The organism is Arthrobacter glacialis (assembly GCF_002909445.1).
GTDB classification, from domain to species: Bacteria; Actinomycetota; Actinomycetes; order Actinomycetales; family Micrococcaceae; genus Specibacter; species Specibacter glacialis.
Map to the genome: position 1 here is coordinate 21,475 of NZ_PPXC01000001.1, position 17,912 is coordinate 39,386.

Sequence of the window (17,912 nt, forward strand, 5' to 3'; positions counted from 1 at the left end):
CGTTCAGCCCGGCGGATTTCTGCGCGGACGTGCTGCTGGCCTGTGCTGCGACGGTGGATTCTTGGGCCGTCATGGGTTGGTCCTGACTGTGGGCGGCGTTCTTGTGGATCGTTCACCTGGTGCCTGTTGATCATAGGCAGGCTGCATTTGCTGCGTAAAGTGCCTCGGAGGGTGAGTCGGGTGTCTTAGGCTGACTCCATGGACACAAACTCCGATGCACAGACTGACTTTGGCACCCAGGGCATCTACGTCACTGGTGACGAATACACCCGGGACACCAACTATATTGAGTCCCGCATCACCGGCGACGCTGCCGACGGCTACCCCGTGGAAGCCGGCCGGTACCGCCTGGTGGTGGCACGGGCCTGCCCGTGGGCGCACCGGTCAACCATTGTTCGCCGCCTGCTGGGCCTCGAAGACGCCATTTCCATTGGCGTGTGCGGCCCCACGCATGATGTGCGCTCCTGGACCTTTGACCTGGATGAGGGCGGCGTGGACCCTGTGCTGGGGATTGCGCGCCTGCAGGACGCCTACTTCAAGCGCACCCCCAACTACCCGCGAGGCATCACCGTCCCGGCCATGGTTGACGTGCCCAGCGGCGCCGTGGTGACAAACAATTTCCCGCAAATTACCCTTGACTTTTCCACCGAGTGGACCGAATTTCATCGCGAGGGAGCACCGGACCTCTACCCCGAGGCGCTGCGCGAGGAAATGGCAATTGTGAACAAGCGCGTATTCACAGAGGTCAACAACGGTGTTTACCGGTGTGGATTTGCCGGCAGCCAGGAATCCTACGACGCGGCGTACGAGCGCTTGTTTACAGCCCTTGACTGGCTGGACGAGCGGCTGGCCACCCAGCGCTTCCTCATGGGTGACACCATCACCGAGGCCGACGTCCGGCTCTTCACCACGCTGGTGCGTTTCGACGCCGTCTACCACGGGCACTTCAAATGCAACCGCAACAAGCTCAGCGAGATGCCGGTCCTATGGGCCTACGCGCGCGACCTCTTTCAGACTCCCGGCTTTGGTGACACCGTGAACTTTGAGCAAATCAAGGAACATTATTACGTGGTGCATGAGGACCTGAACCCCACCCGGATCATCCCGACGGGCCCGGACACCTCGGGATGGTCGACGGCGCACGGCCGGGAGTCACTAGGTGGCCGCCCGTTTGGAAGCGGAACGGCCCCCACCCGTCCAGCGGACGACTGAGGACCGTTGGCCGGCTGGGCCCCTCGAGATCAGTGATTAGCCAACGATCTTCAGCCCGGTGTTCCAGTTGAATGTCTCGAAGGCGGGGTTGGCCTGAAGGGTCATGACCAGGAACTGGAAGCCTTCCAGCTCACGTGAACGCTTCAGGGTGCCAACCACGATGGGGCGCATTCCGCCGTCGGCCACGAGGGAGGCCACGGCAGCTGTTGCCTCTTCGTTGTCGCCGGCGATGAAGCCGTCCAGAATCTGGCCTTCCGTTTCACCTGCAACCAAGGCGCCAGCAAACGTGGTGTTGAAGGCCTTGACCACGTTCCCGGGGGTCAGCGCCGCGATTTCCTCGGCAGCGGAGGTGCCGGGAGCAACAACAAGGGAATCGAAGGTCTCGAAGTTCACGGGGTTGGTGATGTCAACAACCGTCTTGCCGGCGAGGGCGTCACCGTAGGAGGAAACAATCTCCTTGGCGGCGTCAAACGGGACTGCCAGAACAACGATGTCGCCGGCCGGAGCCTGGCCCACGGTGCCGGAAGTGACGTTGGTGCCCAATTCGGCGGCCACTGCGGCGGCCTTTTCCGAGTCGCGGTTGAGAAGTTCTACGTTGCGTCCAGCAGCGAGGGCCCGGGTGGCAATGCCGCGTGCCATGTTTCCGGTACCGATGATGGTGATGGCGTTCATGATGGTCCTTGCTTTCTCAGAGAACTGCTGGAAGTCTTTTACTTGAAGCTACAACTAAATCGTAACTCTACTTAGTTGAAGTGTCAAGTAAAAATTTTGGAGGGCCCGCCAGTTGTCGGAATTATGAAAAGATGGCGCCATGACTGAGCTGGAACCGCGCTGGTTGAGCGCCGAAGAACGAGTTGCATGGTTGGCGCTGCTATCCACCACCACACTGCTGCCCGGGGTGCTCGAATCTCCGCTCCAGCAGGCGGCCAAATTATCCCTCTTTGAGTACAACGTCCTGGCCATGCTCTCCGAAGAGGCAGGGGCAACTCTGCCCATGAGTGAACTTGCCGCGCGGACCAGCGCCTCCTTGTCACGACTTTCGCACGTAGTCAAGAAGCTGCAGGGGCGCGGGTATGTGGAGCGATCCGTCCATGTGGACGATGCTCGCGTCACCGAGGTGGCCATTACCGACGTGGGCCTTGATCTCATTCGTGAGCTCGCCCCCATGCATGTGGAATCCGTGCGAACCATGGTCTTTGACCAGTTGGATGCGAAGGACGTGGCCGATTTGGCCCGCATTGGCGCCAAGCTGGTGCGTGGCCTGGATGAATCGCACTGGACGCTGCGCACGCCGGCACCCTAGTCAAATGTGAGATTGCCCACCACACTAATAGGGCAGCAAAATGTTCCCTAATGGATTTTAATGCCGTAATGTAGCTAAGGCTTGCCTAAGAGTGGCAAGTCTTGAGTTGGGCTCACCGTTAGGAAATGCAATGGAATTTTCGCGTCGTCAGGGTTTGAAGCTGGGCCTCTTTGCCTCAGTGGCTGCATTGGGTGTGGGTCTAGCCGGCTGCTCAACGGGTGCTGCCAATGACTCTGGTTCGCAAAATTCGCAGGCCTCAGCTGACACCTTCCCCGTGACGGTCAAGCATATTTACGGTGAGACAGTCATCAAGGCTGCCCCGGTTCGCGTAGCCACGATTTCCTGGGTTAATGACGACGTTGCCATTGCGCTCGGCGTGATCCCTGTTGGTATGCCCAAGAACGATTGGGGCGGCAACGAGCAAGGCTCCACTCCGTGGAAGGACGCTGCCTTGGAAAAGGCCGGCGCGGCCATCGGCACGGAGAAGGCCCCCGTGCAGTATTCGGAAACTGATGGCATCAACTTCACCGAGATCGCCAAGACCACCCCGGACATCATCCTTGCCGCCTACTCGGGCCTGAAGCAGGAAGATTACGAGAAGCTCAGCAAGATCGCACCCGTCATCGCCTTCCCGGAGACCGCGTACGGCACGTCCTGGCAGGATTCCACCACCATGATCGGTGCTGCGCTGGGTAAGTCCGCAGCCGCCAAGGAACTCATCGCCGCCACGGAGAAGACCATCGCGGAGCAGGCGGCAAAGTACCCGCAGATCGAGGGTAAGACCTTCATCTACGGCAACCTGGACCCCGGTGCCGCCGAAGCCGTCAGCGTCTTCACCTCCGGCGACAACCGGCCCAAGTTCCTGAGCAGCATAGGCATGGTGCTGGCGCCGGTGGTGGTTGAGGCGGAAAAGAGTGCTGAAGGCTTCTACCTCCCTTGGTCTGCTGAGAAGGCTAATGATCTCGATTCGCAGGTGTTTGTCAGCTGGGTGGCTGATGAGAAGGCAAAGGACGCGATCGTGAAGGATCCCCTGCTGGGCCAGATCCCCGCCGTCAAAAAGGGTGCTTTTGTGACTGACTCTGACAACACGCTCACACTGTCCATCTCCGCCTCGTCGCCGCTGAGCCTGCCGTGGACGCTGGACAAGTTCCTGCCCCTGCTCGGCGCTGCCGCGGACAAGGTCTAAGGAAACAGCCTGTGAGAAGTACGTCAGCTGTCGCGAGAGAAAGTTCGACGCCGGTCCTCGCCGTCGTTCCTTCCCTCGCGGCTGCTGGTGTGCGAGGCGGGAATATTAGGCTCAGTAATCGCCGCCGCCTCCTGTGGTTGACGGTCCTGCTCGCCGCCCTGATTCTGGTTTCCTTGCTGTCTCTGGCGGTGGGTGCGCGCAGCATTAACCTGCCCACGGTGGCTGATGCGTTGCTGAATTTTGACCCCAGCAATGGAGATCATGCCGTGGTCCGGTCCCGCATAGTGCGTACAGTCGCCGGACTTCTGGTTGGGTTGTCACTGGGCTTGGCTGGCACCTCGATGCAAGGTGTGGCACGCAACCCTCTCGCTGATCCGGGCATTCTGGGTGTGAACGCTGGCGCCTCACTGGCCGTAGTGGCTGGGATTTTCCTTTTTGGGGCAACGAGCGTCTCCAACTACCTGTGGTTCGCTTTCCTGGGCAGCGCCATTGCCGCCGTCGTGGTTTATGCTGTGGCCAGTCTGGGGCGCAGCGGTGCCACACCCGTCAAGCTCGCCTTGGCCGGTGCAGCGATGGCCGCTGGCATGGGTTCGCTGATGAGCGCCATGCTGGTCAGTAGCCAGGATTCTTTGGAGTTGTTTCGCCGTTGGCAGGTGGGGGCGCTGGCCGGCAAGTCGTGGGACGCCATCGTGGCAGTGCTGCCATTTGTGGTGGTTGGTGCCCTCGTACTGTTGGGCACCGGGAAGCTCCTGAACACCCTTGCCCTGGGTGACGACATGGCCCGCGGCCTGGGCCAGCGCCCCGGGATGGGCCGCGCAATCTCTGCCCTCGGCATTGTCCTATTGTGTGGCTCCGCCACGGCGCTGGCCGGACCCATAGCCTTTATCGGTCTGGTGGTCCCGCACCTGTTGCGCGGGCTCGTGGGGCCAGACTACCGCTGGCTGCTGCCACTGTCATTGATTGCCGCACCGGCCATCCTGTTGTTGGCAGACGTCATTGGCCGCGTCATTTTGCTTCCCGGTGAAGTCCCCGCCGGCATCCTGGCCGCCATGCTCGGAGCCCCGGTGTTCATTGCCGTGGTGCGACGCGGAAAGCAGGCGGAACTATGAGCGTCCTCCAACAACAAACCACGGGTGCCTGGGTGCGCCAACAGCGCAAAGCCCCGCGCCGGCGCAAAACAATCCTCACGGCATCCTTGAGCCTGCTGGTCTTCGCCCTGCTGGCCGTGAACATTGTGTTGGGCAGCTACACGGTCACCATCCCCGATTTCTTGGCCATGCTGGGTGGAAAAACCATACCCGGCGCAAGCTTCATCGTCATGGAGAACAAATTCCCGCAGGCAGTCCTTGGCTTGCTGGTTGGCGCCTCCTTTGGTGTGGCCGGCGCAATTTTCCAGTCCATGCTGCGCAATCCGCTGGCCAGCCCGGACATCATCGGCATCAGCTACGGTGCCAGCGCCACAGCTGTGGCCGCCGTCGTCATCTTTGGTGTGCGCGGGGCAGGTGTTTCGGTGGCGGCCATCGTCGGGGCCCTGGCTGTGGCCATGCTCATTACGGCCTTGGCGCGCGGGCGTGGCGGATCCGGGTTGATTCTCATTGGCATTGGTGCGGCGGCTTTCATGCAGTCGGCCGTCACGTTCCTGCTGTCCCGGGCGGACATCAACAATGCCCAGGAAATCATGGTGTGGCTGACAGGGTCGCTGAACTCGGCCACCTGGGAACGGGTCGCCATCTTGGCCGTGGCGCTGCTGCTGGTGCTGCCGTTCGCCGCCGCGGGCTCGCGTGAGTTGCACGGCCTGGCCTTGGGCGATGACACGGCGTCAGGTCTTGGCTTCAACGTCCCGCGCGCCCGCCTGCTACTCACCATTGTGGGAGTGCTGCTGGCCGCCTTCCCCACGGCTGCCGCCGGGCCCATAGCATTCGTGGCATTCCTGTCCGGCCCCATCGCCAAACGACTCAACGGGGGAGCGGCCAGTATGCCCCTGTCCGCTTTGGTGGGTGCTGCCATTGTCTTGGCCGCAAATTTTGTGGGTGTTAACGCCATCCCGGGTGTCTCCCTGCCCGTGGGAGTGGTTACCGGAGCTTTGGGTGCGCCCTTCCTGCTGTGGCTGCTCATCTCATCCAACCGTGCCAACCAAGGAGGCTGAGATGAGCCATCATTTCGCAAAAACCGACGCAACCCTGTCCGCCAGCGAACTGTCATTGGGGTACGGTGAGCGGTCCATCGTGGAGAACCTTTCGGTGGAGCTGCCGGCTGGCAAGGTGAGCATCATTGTGGGTGCCAACGCCTGCGGGAAATCCACCTTGCTGCGAGGTCTGGCCAGACTGCTCAAGCCAAGTGCCGGCGTCGTGCATCTGAACGGGACGGACATCCACAAGGTCCGTGCCCGGGAATTGGCCAGGGAGCTGGGCATCTTGCCGCAAACGCCTACGGCGCCGGACGGCATCAGTGTGGCGGATCTGGTGGGTCGCGGACGCAGCCCGCACCAGGGCTGGTTCAGGCAGTGGACCCCGGCCGACGACGACGCCGTGGCGGCCGCGCTGAACGTGACGGGCACGGCAGATCTTGCCGATCGGAGCGTTGACGAACTTTCCGGCGGGCAGCGCCAGCGTGTCTGGATCGCCATGGCTCTGGCGCAGGAGACCGACGTGTTACTGCTCGATGAGCCCACCACGTACCTGGATTTGGCCCATCAGGTGGAGGTGTTGGATGTGGTCTCCGAGCTCAATGCCCGCCGCGGCATCACGGTGGCGATTGTGCTGCATGACCTAAACCTGGCTGCCCGCTACGCAGATCACCTGATCGCCATGAAAGATGGCGCCATTGTGGCGCAAGGGACACCGGCCCAGGTGTTGACGGCCGGGCTGGTGCACCACGTTTTTGGGCTGGAATCCGTGGTGGTCCCGGACCCCGTGGTGGGCACCCCCATGGTGGTCCCCATCGGCAGGCGGGCGGCGCTACTAGCTGACGCCGCAGCCAGCAAGTTATCAACCATCAGTGAGACGGAAGGCGTGCGCGCATGAGTTCGGCAATCTTGGACAAGGAAACTATCGAGGTGGATCCCATCAAGCCCATGCGGTCCTTCGAGCTGCAGGTCAGTGCCGTGCAGCGGTTGAGTGAACATTTCCGCCGCATCACCTTTGTGGGGGAGGACCTTGCCCTCTTTGGCTCCAACGCCGACGGCGCCACCTTGGACCTGCGTGTGAAGGTCATGATTCCCTCGCCCGGCCATGCGCTGCCGGAATTGAGCAACATCCGCGGCTCGTTGCAGGATGACTGGTACCAACGTTGGCTCGCCGTGGACGAGTCGCGCCGCGGTGTGATGCGCACGTATACCGTGCGCGCCCTGCGTCCGGCGGTTCCTGCGTCGGGTGTGCAGCCAGCCGTTCCGGCCGAGCTGGACATTGACTTTGTGCTGCACCTGCACGGCGGATCCGGCCCGGCGGCCGAATGGGCCGCGGCGGCGCAGCCGGGAGACCCGTTGCTGCTGGTGGGCCCGTGCGCGCGGTGGGGCGACTGCCTGGGCATTGAGTTTGCGCCCGGTGCGGCCGAACGCCTGCTGCTCGTGGGTGACGAGACGGCTGTGCCGGCCATCGCCGCCATTCTGGAAGCCCTGCCCTCCCATGTGAGCGGCCATGCGGTTCTTGAGGTGCCCACCGCCGGTGACTTCCTGGACATTTCCACCCCCTCCGGTGTGGAAGTGAGATGGCTGGCCCGGGGCGGGAACCCACACGGCGAGGCCATGTCCCAACAGGTCCGGGCCCTTGTTGCGCCAGCGGCGTGCGAGCTCGGCGAGGAACCCGAGGATGTGGACGTCGACGCCACCATCCTCTGGGAAACCCCTGCCTCCACTACCGGGCACGGCTTGTATGCGTGGATTGCCGGGGAGGCCGCCACCATCCGGGGGCTGCGCCGCTATCTGGTGCGTGATGTTGGCATGGACAGGAACGCGGTGGCCTTCATGGGCTACTGGCGCCAGGGCCAGGCGCTTTCTTAGAATTCGTTGCGGTCAACTACTGACAGGGGCCGCGAATCGGGGCATAATTTCACTCATCCCGACCGGGTCCCCTCTCCACGGTTTCATCAAGGAGCAGCATCATGACCACACGACTTAACCCGTACTTGAACTTCCAGAACACCGCCAAGGATGCCATGGAATTTTACCAGACGGTCTTTGGCGGGACGCTGGCATTGAGCACCTTTGGTGACTACCAGGCCACCGAGGACCCGGCGGAGAAGGACAAGATCATGCACGGCATGCTGACGGGGGACAATGACGTGATCCTCATGGGCGCCGACGTTCCCTCATACCTTGAGTTCAGCCCCAATTCCAGTGTTTCCCTCTCCGGCGACGAGGAAGCTGTGCTGCGCGGCTGGTGGGACAAGCTTGCCGACGGCGCCACGATTGCCGAGCCGCTCACCCAGGCGCCCTGGGGCGACACCTTTGGCATGTTGACCGACAAGTTCGATGTGCCGTGGCTGGTCAACATCGAAGGCGCCCCGCAGGGCTAGTCCGCCTACGGTCATCCAGCACCGTCAACCAACGCGGCCGCGTGACGCCCTGATCCCGACGCTCGCTCACGTATGGGGCTCCTAACGCCAACGCTCGCTCACGTATGGGGCTCCTAACGCCAACGCTCGCTCAGTCAGTAACTGAGCGAGCGTTAGCTAAAAGTGCCCCAGATCTGAGCGAGCGTTGCTGGGGATTAGTCGCGGAGCTGGGTCAGGATCCGGGCCAGCTCGGCGCGGTCAGCTGCGCTGAGCTTGGCAAAATACTCCATTGACTTGTCGCGGCGTTCGGCCTGAATGCTGGCAAAAAGCTCTTTCCCCGCATCGGTTGCCACGATGAGCGTGGCACGCCTGTCCGTGGGGTCCGGATCGCGGCGGACCAGGCCCTTGGCTTCGAGCTGATCCACCACCTCGGTGGCCGATCGCGGGGCGATGTGCAGGCGCTCGGCCAGATCCTTGAGTCGGATGTCTCCGGAAGCGCAGCCAGCCTCGCCGGAAACGGCCGCAGGGGCAGGCATGTCCGGGCGGCGGCGCAGCAATGTCATCAGGGCCCGCCACTGGTGCGGGGTCAGCTCCCAGGGCGCCAATTGTTCGGCCCAGGTGCGCCGCAGCCCGCGAAACGCGCCGTGGAAGAGTTCGCCAAGGTCTGATGCGTTGTCAAGGGATGCCATGCCCACCAGCATACTAAACTTGACGACTAACCACATAGTGAGGTAACCTCGGTATTAGTTGGTGCGAGTCCCGCACCCCGCACACCATTGGAGGTGGCGCGCATGACGGAGAACATCCTCAAGCAAAAAACCAGCATCAGCCGTGACGGATCCGGCCCCGCAGATTTCAACGGCTCCGCAGACTTTAGAGGCCGCGGCCCGGCCCGCATCAATCCTGCCGACAAACAGCAAATCAAGCGCCACCCCGTGAGCCTGAAGCGCGTGGCCGCCCTGTTTGCCCCGCACAAGGCGAGAATCGTCGTCGTCGTACTTCTGATCAGCGCATCCAGCATCATCGGCCTGGCCCAGCCGTTCCTGGTCCGCGGCATCATCGACACGGCCCTGCCCGCCAAGGATGTGCCGCTGCTGGCGTGGCTGGCTGGCGCCATGATTGCCATTGCCGCGGCCACAGCCTTCATTGGCGTAGTGCAAACCTGGATGACAACATCCATGGGGCAAAAGATCATGCACACCCTGCGCACCCGGCTGTTTGCGCATCTGCAAAAACAGTCGCTGGCGTTCTTCACCCGGACCCGCAGCGGTGAAGTGCAGTCCCGGCTCAACAACGACATCTCGGGCATGCAGTCGGTCATCACCTCCACGGCAACCGGCATTGCCTCCAACGTGACAACGGCTGTTGCCACCGCGGCCGCCATGATTGTTTTGTCCCCGCAGCTCTCGCTGCTGTCCCTGATCGTCATCCCGCCCGCTGTGTGGTTCTCCCGCCGGGTGGCCCTGATGCGGCGCGACATCACCTCCACCTTGCAGGCTGAGCTCGCCACCATGAACACCTATGTGGAGGAAGGGCTGAGTATCTCCGGCGTGCGCCTGGCAAAAACGCTCGGCACCTCGGATCGCGATGCGGCCCGCTACGCCGGCAGCTCTGAGCGGCTCATTGACCTGGAGCTGCGCTCGCAGCTGGCCGGGCGCTGGCGGATGGCCACCATGGGCATCATCTTCTCCGCCATTCCGGCGTTGATTTACTTTGCCGGCGGCCTGCCGGGGAACACCATGAGCATCGGCACCATTGTGGCGTTCACGGCACTGCAAGCCACCATCTTCCGCCCCATCATGGGCCTGCTCAACCTGGGCGTGCAATGGGTGAGCGCCATGGCCCTGTTCAGCCGCATCTTTGAATACCTTGACTTGGAACCGGAAATTGCCGCCCCCGCAACACCAGTGACCCTGGATCTTGCCCTGGTCCGTGGCGAGGTCCGCTTTGAAAACGTGCATTTCGCGTACGACGGCGGCCCGGATGTTCTGCGCGGAATCGATCTTTTGCTGCCAGCTGGCACCGCAACGGCCGTGGTGGGGCCCACGGGTTCGGGCAAGTCAACGCTGGGTGCGCTGGTGCCGCGGCTGCATGATGTCACAACGGGCCGGGTCACGATCGATGGGGTTGATGTGCGCCAGATTGCCCCGGATACGCTGGCCCACATCGTGGGCGTGGTGTCTCAGGAAACGTACCTGGTCCACGCCTCCATCCGCGAGAATTTGCAGCTCGCCGCACCCGCGGCCAGTGACGCCACCCTGTGGCAGGCGCTGGCCTCGGCGCAGATTGCCGATTTGGTGGCTGGTCTCCCCGAGGGCATGGACACCCTGGTGGGTGCCCGCGGCTACCGCTTCTCCGGCGGCGAGCAGCAGCGCCTAGCCATCGCACGAACCATTTTGCGCAACCCGCGTGTCTTGATCCTTGATGAAGCCACCTCCGCCTTGGACAACACCACCGAGGCTGCCGTGCAAGTGGCACTGGACCATCTGGCCGTGGGCCGGACCACGCTGACCATTGCCCACAGGCTCTCCACGGTGGAGGATGCCGATCAGCTGGCGGTGCTCTCGGGCGGCTCACTCGTGGAGGTGGGTACGCCGTCGAGCCTCCGCAACGCAGGCGGAGCCTACACTGCGCTCCTTGCGGCCGGCGATGCGGACCGGGACAGCGAGGCGCTGGAAACGGTTGCCTAAGCGCCGCTTCAGTAGCCCCGCAGCATTCATCATGGGCAGCCGGACATAGGATTAGCGTAATCAACCCTGCGCCCTGTCCGTTGCCCACAGGCTTCGCTGCACGCCGGCGTGGGACTCGGCAACAAGGAGCAAGCGTGGAATTCACGGCACGGTATGTGGCAGTGGGCGACTCATTCACAGAAGGCCTCGGCGACACCGATCCGGCGCTGCCCAACCAAGTTCGCGGCTGGGCCGACCGGGTCGCCGAACAGTTGGCGCTGGCCCATCCGGCGGAACACTACGGCTATGCCAACCTCGCCATTCGCGGCAAGAAGATGCGCCAGATCCTCGCCGAGCAAATTGATGCCGCCGTGGCGTTGAACCCCACACTCGTCACCATCTATTCAGGAGTCAATGACATCCTGCGCCCCAAAGTGGACATTGATGCCATGATCGCCAACTACTCGGAGGGTATTGCCAAGCTGGCCGCTACCGGGGCAAGGGTCCTGATCTTTACCGGTTACGACGCCAGTTCCTCCAAAGTATTTGCCAGCATTCGCGGACGCACAGCCATTTACAACGAGTTGGTGCGCGAAGTGGCTGAGAACAACGGGGCGGAACTGGTTGATTACTGGCGTTTCCGGGAGTACAACGACTGGCGCCTGTGGGGAATCGACAGGATGCACATGTCCACGCCGGGGCATATAAACATGGCCAACCGGGTGCTGGCGCAATTGGGTGAAACAGCCAATATTCCCCTGCCTGAAATGGCGCCCATTCCGATGAAGACCACAGCCGAGATGATCAGGGACAATGCCGCCTGGACCAAGGAATACGTGGGCCCATGGGTCAGCCGCCGCCTGCGCGGAGTGTCCTCGGGTGACAATCTCAACGCTCGTTGGCCAACCCTGCATTCGCCGCTGGCACAAGACTAAATTCAGCAACCACGCCATAATTTAGGCACGGCGCGGAAATCATTTCCGTGCTGGCTTCCAAGTTCCGGGGCGGGTATGGTATGCCAATTAGCCTTAATCGCCTCTAAGGAACTAGACTGGGTAGGCGCTAGGTAGCGCGGAGCGTGTGCAATTGCTCCGGTTTGCGGTGATTACCCTCCCGTTGGCCGGTAGTTAGGGGCTCAAGTTGCGTGCATTCGGGTATTCGCCGGACGGTCACCTCCTCATCATCATGTAAATGACGGTTGGGAATCATGCTGTCCGAGGGCGGACGCTGCCTACTCGCACGGTTTACACCAGTGAACCGTTCCCATTCATTTTTTAGGAGTGATCATGGCAGCTCATTGCCAGGTGACTGGAGCCGAGCCGGGCTTCGGACATAGCATTTCGCACTCGCACCGCCGCAACAAGCGTCGGTTCGATCCGAATATCCAGAAGAAGCGCTACTGGGTACCGTCCTTGCGCCGCAACGTTACGTTGCAGCTTTCCGTCAAGGGCATCAAGACCATCGACGTTCGCGGTATTGACTCCGTCGTCGCCGACATTCTCGCTCGTGGGGTGAAGCTCTAGTGGCAAAAGACAAGGACGTACGTCCGATCATCAAGCTGAAGAGCACCGCGGGTACCGGTTTCACGTACGTAACCCGCAAGAACCGTCGTAACACTCCGGACCGTTTGGTTCTGAAGAAGTACGATCCCAAGATCCGTCAGCACGTCGAATTCCGAGAGGAGCGCTAAGACTATGGCTAAGAAGTCCATGATCGCGAAGAACGAGCAGCGCAAGGTCATCGTGGAGCGTTACGCCGAAAAGCGTCTCGCCCTGAAGAAGGCCCTCGTTAACCCGGCCTCCACTCCGGAAGAGAAAGAAGCAGCCCGTTTGGGTCTGCAGAAGCTCCCCCGCAACGCCTCACCGGTACGCGTTCGTAACCGCGACGCCATCGATGGCCGTCCGCGTGGAACGCTCCAGAAGTTCGGCATCTCCCGTGTACGCTTCCGCAAGATGGCGCACGCTGGCGAACTGCCTGGTATCAAGAAGTCCAGCTGGTAACATCCAGTTGTAAAAAAGGGCGGTGACCTTACGGTCGCCGCCCTTTTTGCTGCCCTTTTTCAAGGCGTTCCGGGCCTCCCCCGAGGCTCCGTTACGCCCTTCGCCAAGCAAAAGTTGTTGGCTGAGAGCGAAAAAACCCTAGATTCCGGGGAATTTGACTGACAAATCGCTGAAGATTGGCGAAATTTACCGGAATCTCGCGGAATAACTGGTAAGTTCGCTAGCAGTGGTTGACACGCAACCGCGTGGAATTGGATTTACTTGATCGTCCAGGAGGACAAACATGGCTAAGAATCGTAGCGAACTGGTAGCTGAAGTTGCCGCAAAGGCTGAGACCAGCCAGACTGCAGTAAACGGCGTTCTGGACGCACTCTTCTCGGTATTCGAGAGCTCAGTTGCTGCTGGCGAAAAGATCACCATCCCGGGCTGGCTCTCCATCGAGCGCACCGACCGTGCAGCTCGCACCGGCCGCAACCCGCAGACCGGTGAGACCATTCAGATCGCAGCAGGCCACAGCGTCAAGCTGTCCGCCGGTTCCAAGCTGAAGGCAGCTGTCAAGAACTAGTTTCTTCGACACACCACGTGAAGGCGGCCAACATTTGTTGGCCGCCTTCACGCATTTAAAGCTCAGGTGGCCGTTGTGGACATTCGCCCGTGGTGCACCTGCGGCGAATGCCCACCACGGCCCGCAGCCCTCAAACGAACGCAGCCCTCAAACGAACGCGGTCCGGCGGCCAGTCCTTTCCTGTGAGCTCCCTGATTCGCCCTAAGTTCACTCGGTGGCGGACAATGGAAGCGTGCCACCTGTAGATTCTTCCCCAGTCACCGCAGCCCGCCCCCTACCCCCGCTCAACGAGGGTACTTTTGCCAACGGCGTACGCAGCCGCTGGTGGTGGTTGGGGCTGGCCGCCGCAGTGGCCGGCGTCGTGGGTTCATTGCTATGGACAGGCGCCACCGCAGTGCAGCAGCTGGCCGATCCCGGCGCGTTTACCCGCTGGGGCCTGCCGCTGATTACCACCATCCACAACTTGGCGTTGTCCACGGTCATTGGTGCCCTGGTGTTCGCCGTGGTGATCCTGCCTAAGGACCGGACACCGCACAAGCCACGCTCGGGCCAGCAAAAAGAAGACGCAGCCAAGCGTGCGCATGCTCCCGAGCACCCGGCATTCACCCGCGCCATGAAACTGGCCATGGTGGCTGGCGGGGTGTGGACCGTGTCCGCGATAGCCGTCCTGGTCCTGACGTACTCAAGCATTTCCGGTCTGCCCCTGGCCGGCACCGAGGAATACAGCAAGATGCTGGTGTTCTTCATGACAGAACTTCCCGTGGGCCAGGCCTGGCTCATGATCACCATCCTTGCCGCCGTTGTCACCACACTGGTCATTGGCCTGCGCACCATCAGCGCCCTGGCCGTGCCGCTGGTTCTGTCGCTGCTCGCCTTTGTCCCGCAGGCTTTGATTGGCCACTCCGCCTCCAGCGCCGATCACAAGGGCGCAGTGAACTCGCTGTTCCTGCACATCACCGGCGCCTCACTCTGGGTGGGCGGCATCATTGTCCTGGTGGTGGTTTCGGGCGTGCTGGGAAAAATCACCGCCCAAACCCTGCAGCGTTTCTCCGCCCTGGCCATTTTCGCCTTCGTGGCCGTGGCCGGCTCCGGCGTCATCAACGCCTCCATCCGCATCACCAGCTGGCACGACCTCTTTTACTCCTCCTACGGGCAACTGGTCCTCGCCAAATCCGCCGGCACCATTGTGCTGGGCGTGATTGGGTACATGCACCGTTCATGGATCATCCCGCGGCTGCAGGGCGGGGAGAAGAGTACGACGGCGGCAAGCACCCGCCGCCTGCTCTGGCAGTTGATCTTTGGCGAACTTTTGATCATGGGTGCCGTCAGCGGCATCGCCGTTGGTTTGAGCCGTTCGGCCCCGCCGCAGTCACGGGAATTGGCCCAGGAGGCACTCACCCCGGCCCAGATTCTCACCGGCTACCCGCTGCCGCCGGAACTTGAGTTTTCCCGCTGGTTCACCGAGTGGCGGCTGGACTGGCTGTGGGTTGGGTTCGCCGTTCTGGCGGGCGCCGCCTACCTGTCGGGGATTGTGAAGTTGCGCCGTCGCGGCGACAAATGGTCAGTGCTGCGCAGCATCTCCTGGTTTGTGGGATTGCTGGCGCTTGTCTACATCACCTCCGGCGGCCCGGCCGTGTACGGTGCAGTGCTCTTCAGCGCCCACATGGTGGAGCACATGGCCTTGATGGTCATTGCCCCGCTCTTCCTGGCCCTGGGTTCACCCGTATCTCTGGCACTGCAGGCTCTGACGCCGCGCCGGGACGGTTCGCGCGGCATCCGTGAATGGATTTTGGTGCTGGTGCATTCCACGTTCTCCAAGGTGGTCACGCACCCTTTGTTTGCTGCGGCTAACTTCTCCGGCAGTTTGGTGTTGTTTTACTACTCGCCAGCGTTCAACTTGGCTATGCGCTACCACGTGGGCCATGAGCTCATGATTGTGCACTTCACGCTCACGGGCTACATCTTCGTGCAGAGCATGATTGGTGCGGACCCGCTGCCCACCCGCGCCCCGTACCCCTTTAGACTCTTACTGCTGTTGGCCACCATGGCTTTCCATGCTTTCTTCGGTGTGTCCTTGATGATGGCCACCTCACTGCTTTCTGGGGAGTACTTTGGCAACATGGGCCGGCCCTGGGGTGACGACGCCCTAACGGACCAGCAAACAGCTGGCGGCATTGCCTGGGGTGTGGGGGAAGTGCCCACGCTGGCCATCGCCATGGGAGTGGCGTATATGTGGTCCCGCTCTGACGCGCGGGAAACAAAGCGCAAGGACAGGGCGGCCGACAGGAATAAGGACGCCGAGCTGGGCGCTTACAATGACATGTTTGCACAATTGGCGGCACGCGATGACGCCATGGGCGCATCCACCCAGGGACCTGGCCGGACACAGCGTGTGCCCAAGAACAGTTCCAACAGCAGCACCCCCAGCAGCACCCCAGTGTCAACGAGTGAGCCGGAGACCCCGGCCGGTACGCAAGGAGAAACGCCCTAGTGGATTCCGCAACGAAAACCAGCACAGTCCGGGTACGGGCATCTGAACTCGAAGGCCGCGGCTGGTTGAATACCGGCGGCGCAGAGCTGAACCTGGAAAAGCTGCGCGGCAAAATCGTCATCCTGGATTTCTGGACGTTCTGCTGCATCAACTGCCTGCACGTGCTGGACGAGCTGCGCCCCCTGGAGGAGCAGTACAAGGACGTGCTGGTCACCGTAGGCGTGCATTCGCCCAAGTTTGAGCATGAAGCGGACCCCGTGGCGCTGGCCGCGGCCGTGGAGCGCTACGACATCCACCACCCCGTGCTGGATGATCCCGAGCTGGTGACCTGGCAGGCATACTCGGCCCGTGCCTGGCCCACACTGGTTGTGGTGGACCCCGAGGGCTACATCGTGGCCCACCTGTCCGGCGAGGGCCACGCGGCAGGCTTGGAATCACTGATCCCGGAACTCATTGCCGAGCACGAGGCCAAGGGCACGCTGCACCGCGGCGACGGACCCTATGTTGCCCCCGAACCTGTTTCCCGTGACCTGCGCTTCCCCGGAAAGGTGCTGCCCCTGGGCGGGGGCACCTTCCTGGTCTCCGACACCGGCCACCACCGGCTGGTGGAAATGGCCGCTGACCTGACCACTGTGCTGCGCACCATCGGCTCCGGCACCAAGGGTTTCCTTGACGGATCGGCCGTTGACGCACAGTTTAATGAACCTCAGGGCCTGACGCTCCTGCCGGGCGAGCTGGCAGCGGCAGTGGGGTACGACGTCGTCGTGGCTGACTCGGTAAACCACCGCCTGCGCGCAATCACCCTAGCCACCGGCGAGGTCCGCACCGTTGCCGGCAACGGTGTGCAGCGGCTCCTGGAGGCTGGCCCGGCCCGCGTGAATGACGACGGCGCCAGCACTTCCGCGGCGGATCTTGGCACCACGCCGCTTGAGGTGGCATTGTCCTCACCGTGGGATGTGGCCTATTCATCGGCTTTGAAGACAGTTGTCATTGCCATGGCCGGCACGCACCAGATTTTCGGCTTTGACCCGTCTACAGGCGCCGTCAGCATTGTTGCCGGCAACGGTCTGGAAGGCTTGTTGGATGGTCCGGGGGAGCAGGCCTGGTTTGCCCAGTCTTCAGGCATCACCGAGGACGCGCAGGGCAACATTTGGGTAGCTGACTCCGAAACTTCTTCCCTGCGGGTGCTGAAATTCGCCGCTGACGGCTCCGTGACAGTGGAAACGGCCATTGGTGAGGGGCTCTTCGACTTTGGCTTCCGTGACGGCGACGCCGGCCAGGCCCGCCTCCAGCATCCCCTTGGCGTGGCTGTGCTGCCCGACGGTTCGGTGGCCATTGCCGACACCTACAACGGCGCTGTGCGCCGCTACGACCCCGCCACGAAGCAGGTCAGCACGCTGGCCCGCGGCCTGGCCGAGCCCAGCGATGTGCTGCTCGATGAGAGCGGTGAGGTGCCGCTGCTCATTGTGGTCGAGGCCAACAAGCACCAGCTCATCCGCTTGCCGCTGCCCAAGAATGCGCTCCAGGTGGATGAAGGGGCAGTCCAAACGCACCGCCCCAAGACACCCCTTGCGCCCGGCGAGCTGGCGCTGACCATCCGCTTCTCCGCACCAACAGGACAGAAGCTTGATGACCGGTGGGGCGACCCCACCCAGCTGAAGGTCTCCTCCACGCCGCCGGAGCTCTTGATCAGCGGCGAGGGAACCTCCGTGGGCCTGGCGCGGACGTTGGTGTTGTCAGCCGATGTGCCCGAGGGAATTTTGCACCTTACGGCCCGCGCCGCAGCGTGCGACGGCCCCGAGGATGCCAACGGTGAGATCCCCGACCATGCCGCCTGCCACCTGTACCAGCAGGACTGGGGCATCCCCGTGGTGATGAGCGCCGACGGCTCATCCGAGTTGGCCTTGGATCTGCGCGGGCTCTAACCCCAGCAGTTCCCAGCGCCACTAAAAAAGCCTTGACAACGTAGGGGTTTCAGTTCTACGTTTATATAGT

Annotated in this window: 18 protein-coding genes; 16 read left to right on the top strand and 2 right to left on the bottom strand. The window is 62.3% G+C overall.

The window, feature by feature from the left end:
* Nucleotides 1-198 precede the first annotated feature (198 nt).
* On the top strand, nucleotides 199-1,212 hold the full coding sequence (locus tag CVS27_RS00095) for a glutathione S-transferase family protein (RefSeq protein ID WP_103463718.1): 1,014 nt from the start codon (nucleotides 199-201) through the stop codon (nucleotides 1,210-1,212).
* Nucleotides 1,213-1,248: 36 nt separating this feature from the next.
* On the opposite strand, the gene CVS27_RS00100 is transcribed toward CVS27_RS00095, so the two are convergent.
* Nucleotides 1,249-1,884 carry an NADPH-dependent F420 reductase gene (locus tag CVS27_RS00100; RefSeq protein ID WP_103463719.1) on the bottom strand — a complete coding sequence of 212 codons (636 nt, stop codon included), beginning with the start codon at nucleotides 1,882-1,884 and terminating at the stop codon, nucleotides 1,249-1,251.
* 139 nt (nucleotides 1,885-2,023) lie between these two features.
* Between CVS27_RS00100 and CVS27_RS00105 the strand changes: the two genes are divergently transcribed.
* From CVS27_RS00105 to CVS27_RS00135, 7 genes are all read left to right on the top strand, one after another.
* Nucleotides 2,024-2,515: a MarR family winged helix-turn-helix transcriptional regulator gene (locus tag CVS27_RS00105; RefSeq protein WP_103463720.1), complete on the top strand. Its 492-nt coding sequence runs from the start codon at nucleotides 2,024-2,026 to the stop codon at nucleotides 2,513-2,515.
* 130 nt (nucleotides 2,516-2,645) lie between these two features.
* Nucleotides 2,646-3,701, top strand: a complete 1,056-nt coding sequence (locus CVS27_RS00110; RefSeq protein ID WP_103463721.1) for an ABC transporter substrate-binding protein — start codon at nucleotides 2,646-2,648, stop codon at nucleotides 3,699-3,701.
* A gap of 11 nt (nucleotides 3,702-3,712) precedes the next feature.
* Nucleotides 3,713-4,810, top strand: a complete 1,098-nt coding sequence (locus CVS27_RS00115) for a FecCD family ABC transporter permease (protein WP_103463722.1) — start codon at nucleotides 3,713-3,715, stop codon at nucleotides 4,808-4,810.
* Entirely contained in the window at nucleotides 4,807-5,847 is a 1,041-nt protein-coding gene (locus CVS27_RS00120; protein WP_103463723.1) for a FecCD family ABC transporter permease, read from the top strand. The genes CVS27_RS00115 and CVS27_RS00120 overlap by 4 nt, the downstream gene beginning before the upstream one ends.
* Nucleotide 5,848: 1 nt before the next feature.
* On the top strand, nucleotides 5,849-6,724 hold the full coding sequence (locus tag CVS27_RS00125) for an ABC transporter ATP-binding protein (RefSeq protein ID WP_103463724.1): 876 nt from the start codon (nucleotides 5,849-5,851) through the stop codon (nucleotides 6,722-6,724).
* Nucleotides 6,721-7,698 (top strand): siderophore-interacting protein, encoded by a 978-nt coding sequence (locus CVS27_RS00130; protein WP_103463725.1) that lies wholly within the window; start codon nucleotides 6,721-6,723, stop codon nucleotides 7,696-7,698. The genes CVS27_RS00125 and CVS27_RS00130 overlap by 4 nt, the downstream gene beginning before the upstream one ends.
* A 101-nt stretch (nucleotides 7,699-7,799) precedes the next feature.
* Nucleotides 7,800-8,213, top strand: a complete 414-nt coding sequence (locus CVS27_RS00135) for a VOC family protein (protein WP_103463726.1) — start codon at nucleotides 7,800-7,802, stop codon at nucleotides 8,211-8,213.
* Nucleotides 8,214-8,407: 194 nt separating this feature from the next.
* Here the strand turns inward: CVS27_RS00135 and CVS27_RS00140 are convergent, their stop codons facing one another.
* Nucleotides 8,408-8,881 (bottom strand): MarR family winged helix-turn-helix transcriptional regulator, encoded by a 474-nt coding sequence (locus CVS27_RS00140; RefSeq protein ID WP_103464093.1) that lies wholly within the window; start codon nucleotides 8,879-8,881, stop codon nucleotides 8,408-8,410.
* Between the two features lie 102 nt (nucleotides 8,882-8,983).
* Between CVS27_RS00140 and CVS27_RS00145 the strand changes: the two genes are divergently transcribed.
* The 8 genes from CVS27_RS00145 to CVS27_RS00180 all read left to right on the top strand — a co-directional run bounded on the left by CVS27_RS00145 (nucleotide 8,984) and on the right by CVS27_RS00180 (nucleotide 17,842).
* Entirely contained in the window at nucleotides 8,984-10,882 is a 1,899-nt protein-coding gene (locus tag CVS27_RS00145) for an ABC transporter ATP-binding protein (RefSeq protein ID WP_103463727.1), read from the top strand.
* Between the two features lie 134 nt (nucleotides 10,883-11,016).
* Nucleotides 11,017-11,796, top strand: coding sequence for an SGNH/GDSL hydrolase family protein (locus CVS27_RS00150; RefSeq protein ID WP_103463728.1), 780 nt, complete (start codon nucleotides 11,017-11,019; stop codon nucleotides 11,794-11,796).
* 351 nt (nucleotides 11,797-12,147) lie between these two features.
* Nucleotides 12,148-12,384 carry a 50S ribosomal protein L28 gene (gene rpmB, locus CVS27_RS00155; RefSeq protein ID WP_044574618.1) on the top strand — a complete coding sequence of 79 codons (237 nt, stop codon included), beginning with the start codon at nucleotides 12,148-12,150 and terminating at the stop codon, nucleotides 12,382-12,384.
* The gene (rpmG, locus tag CVS27_RS00160; RefSeq protein ID WP_044574616.1) at nucleotides 12,384-12,551 is read left to right on the top strand and encodes a 50S ribosomal protein L33; all 168 of its coding nucleotides are present in this window, start codon (nucleotides 12,384-12,386) and stop codon (nucleotides 12,549-12,551) included. The genes rpmB and rpmG overlap by 1 nt, the downstream gene beginning before the upstream one ends.
* A gap of 4 nt (nucleotides 12,552-12,555) precedes the next feature.
* Complete coding sequence (rpsN, locus tag CVS27_RS00165; protein WP_062007872.1) at nucleotides 12,556-12,861, top strand: 30S ribosomal protein S14; 306 nt, start codon at nucleotides 12,556-12,558, stop codon at nucleotides 12,859-12,861.
* 283 nt (nucleotides 12,862-13,144) lie between these two features.
* Nucleotides 13,145-13,426: an HU family DNA-binding protein gene (locus CVS27_RS00170; protein WP_062007871.1), complete on the top strand. Its 282-nt coding sequence runs from the start codon at nucleotides 13,145-13,147 to the stop codon at nucleotides 13,424-13,426.
* Nucleotides 13,427-13,658: 232 nt separating this feature from the next.
* Nucleotides 13,659-15,917 (top strand): bifunctional copper resistance protein CopD/cytochrome c oxidase assembly protein, encoded by a 2,259-nt coding sequence (locus CVS27_RS00175; RefSeq protein ID WP_103463729.1) that lies wholly within the window; start codon nucleotides 13,659-13,661, stop codon nucleotides 15,915-15,917.
* Entirely contained in the window at nucleotides 15,917-17,842 is a 1,926-nt protein-coding gene (locus CVS27_RS00180) for an NHL domain-containing thioredoxin family protein (RefSeq protein WP_103463730.1), read from the top strand. Before CVS27_RS00175 ends, CVS27_RS00180 begins: the two co-directional genes overlap by 1 nt.
* Nucleotides 17,843-17,912: the final 70 nt, after the last annotated feature.

What these genes read in the sequence shown, in the direction of transcription:
- CVS27_RS00095 (WP_103463718.1), top strand. Translation starts at nt 199, where the DNA reads ATGGACACAAACTCCGATGCACAGACTGACTTTGGCACCCAGGGCATC.
- CVS27_RS00100 (WP_103463719.1), bottom strand. Translation starts at nt 1,884, where the DNA reads ATGAACGCCATCACCATCATCGGTACCGGAAACATGGCACGCGGCATT.
- CVS27_RS00105 (WP_103463720.1), top strand. Translation starts at nt 2,024, where the DNA reads ATGACTGAGCTGGAACCGCGCTGGTTGAGCGCCGAAGAACGAGTTGCA.
- CVS27_RS00110 (WP_103463721.1), top strand. Translation starts at nt 2,646, where the DNA reads ATGGAATTTTCGCGTCGTCAGGGTTTGAAGCTGGGCCTCTTTGCCTCA.
- CVS27_RS00120 (WP_103463723.1), top strand. Translation starts at nt 4,807, where the DNA reads ATGAGCGTCCTCCAACAACAAACCACGGGTGCCTGGGTGCGCCAACAG.
- CVS27_RS00125 (WP_103463724.1), top strand. Translation starts at nt 5,849, where the DNA reads ATGAGCCATCATTTCGCAAAAACCGACGCAACCCTGTCCGCCAGCGAA.
- CVS27_RS00130 (WP_103463725.1), top strand. Translation starts at nt 6,721, where the DNA reads ATGAGTTCGGCAATCTTGGACAAGGAAACTATCGAGGTGGATCCCATC.
- CVS27_RS00135 (WP_103463726.1), top strand. Translation starts at nt 7,800, where the DNA reads ATGACCACACGACTTAACCCGTACTTGAACTTCCAGAACACCGCCAAG.
- CVS27_RS00140 (WP_103464093.1), bottom strand. Translation starts at nt 8,881, where the DNA reads ATGGCATCCCTTGACAACGCATCAGACCTTGGCGAACTCTTCCACGGC.
- CVS27_RS00145 (WP_103463727.1), top strand. Translation starts at nt 8,984, where the DNA reads ATGACGGAGAACATCCTCAAGCAAAAAACCAGCATCAGCCGTGACGGA.
- rpmB (WP_044574618.1), top strand. Translation starts at nt 12,148, where the DNA reads ATGGCAGCTCATTGCCAGGTGACTGGAGCCGAGCCGGGCTTCGGACAT.
- rpsN (WP_062007872.1), top strand. Translation starts at nt 12,556, where the DNA reads ATGGCTAAGAAGTCCATGATCGCGAAGAACGAGCAGCGCAAGGTCATC.
- CVS27_RS00170 (WP_062007871.1), top strand. Translation starts at nt 13,145, where the DNA reads ATGGCTAAGAATCGTAGCGAACTGGTAGCTGAAGTTGCCGCAAAGGCT.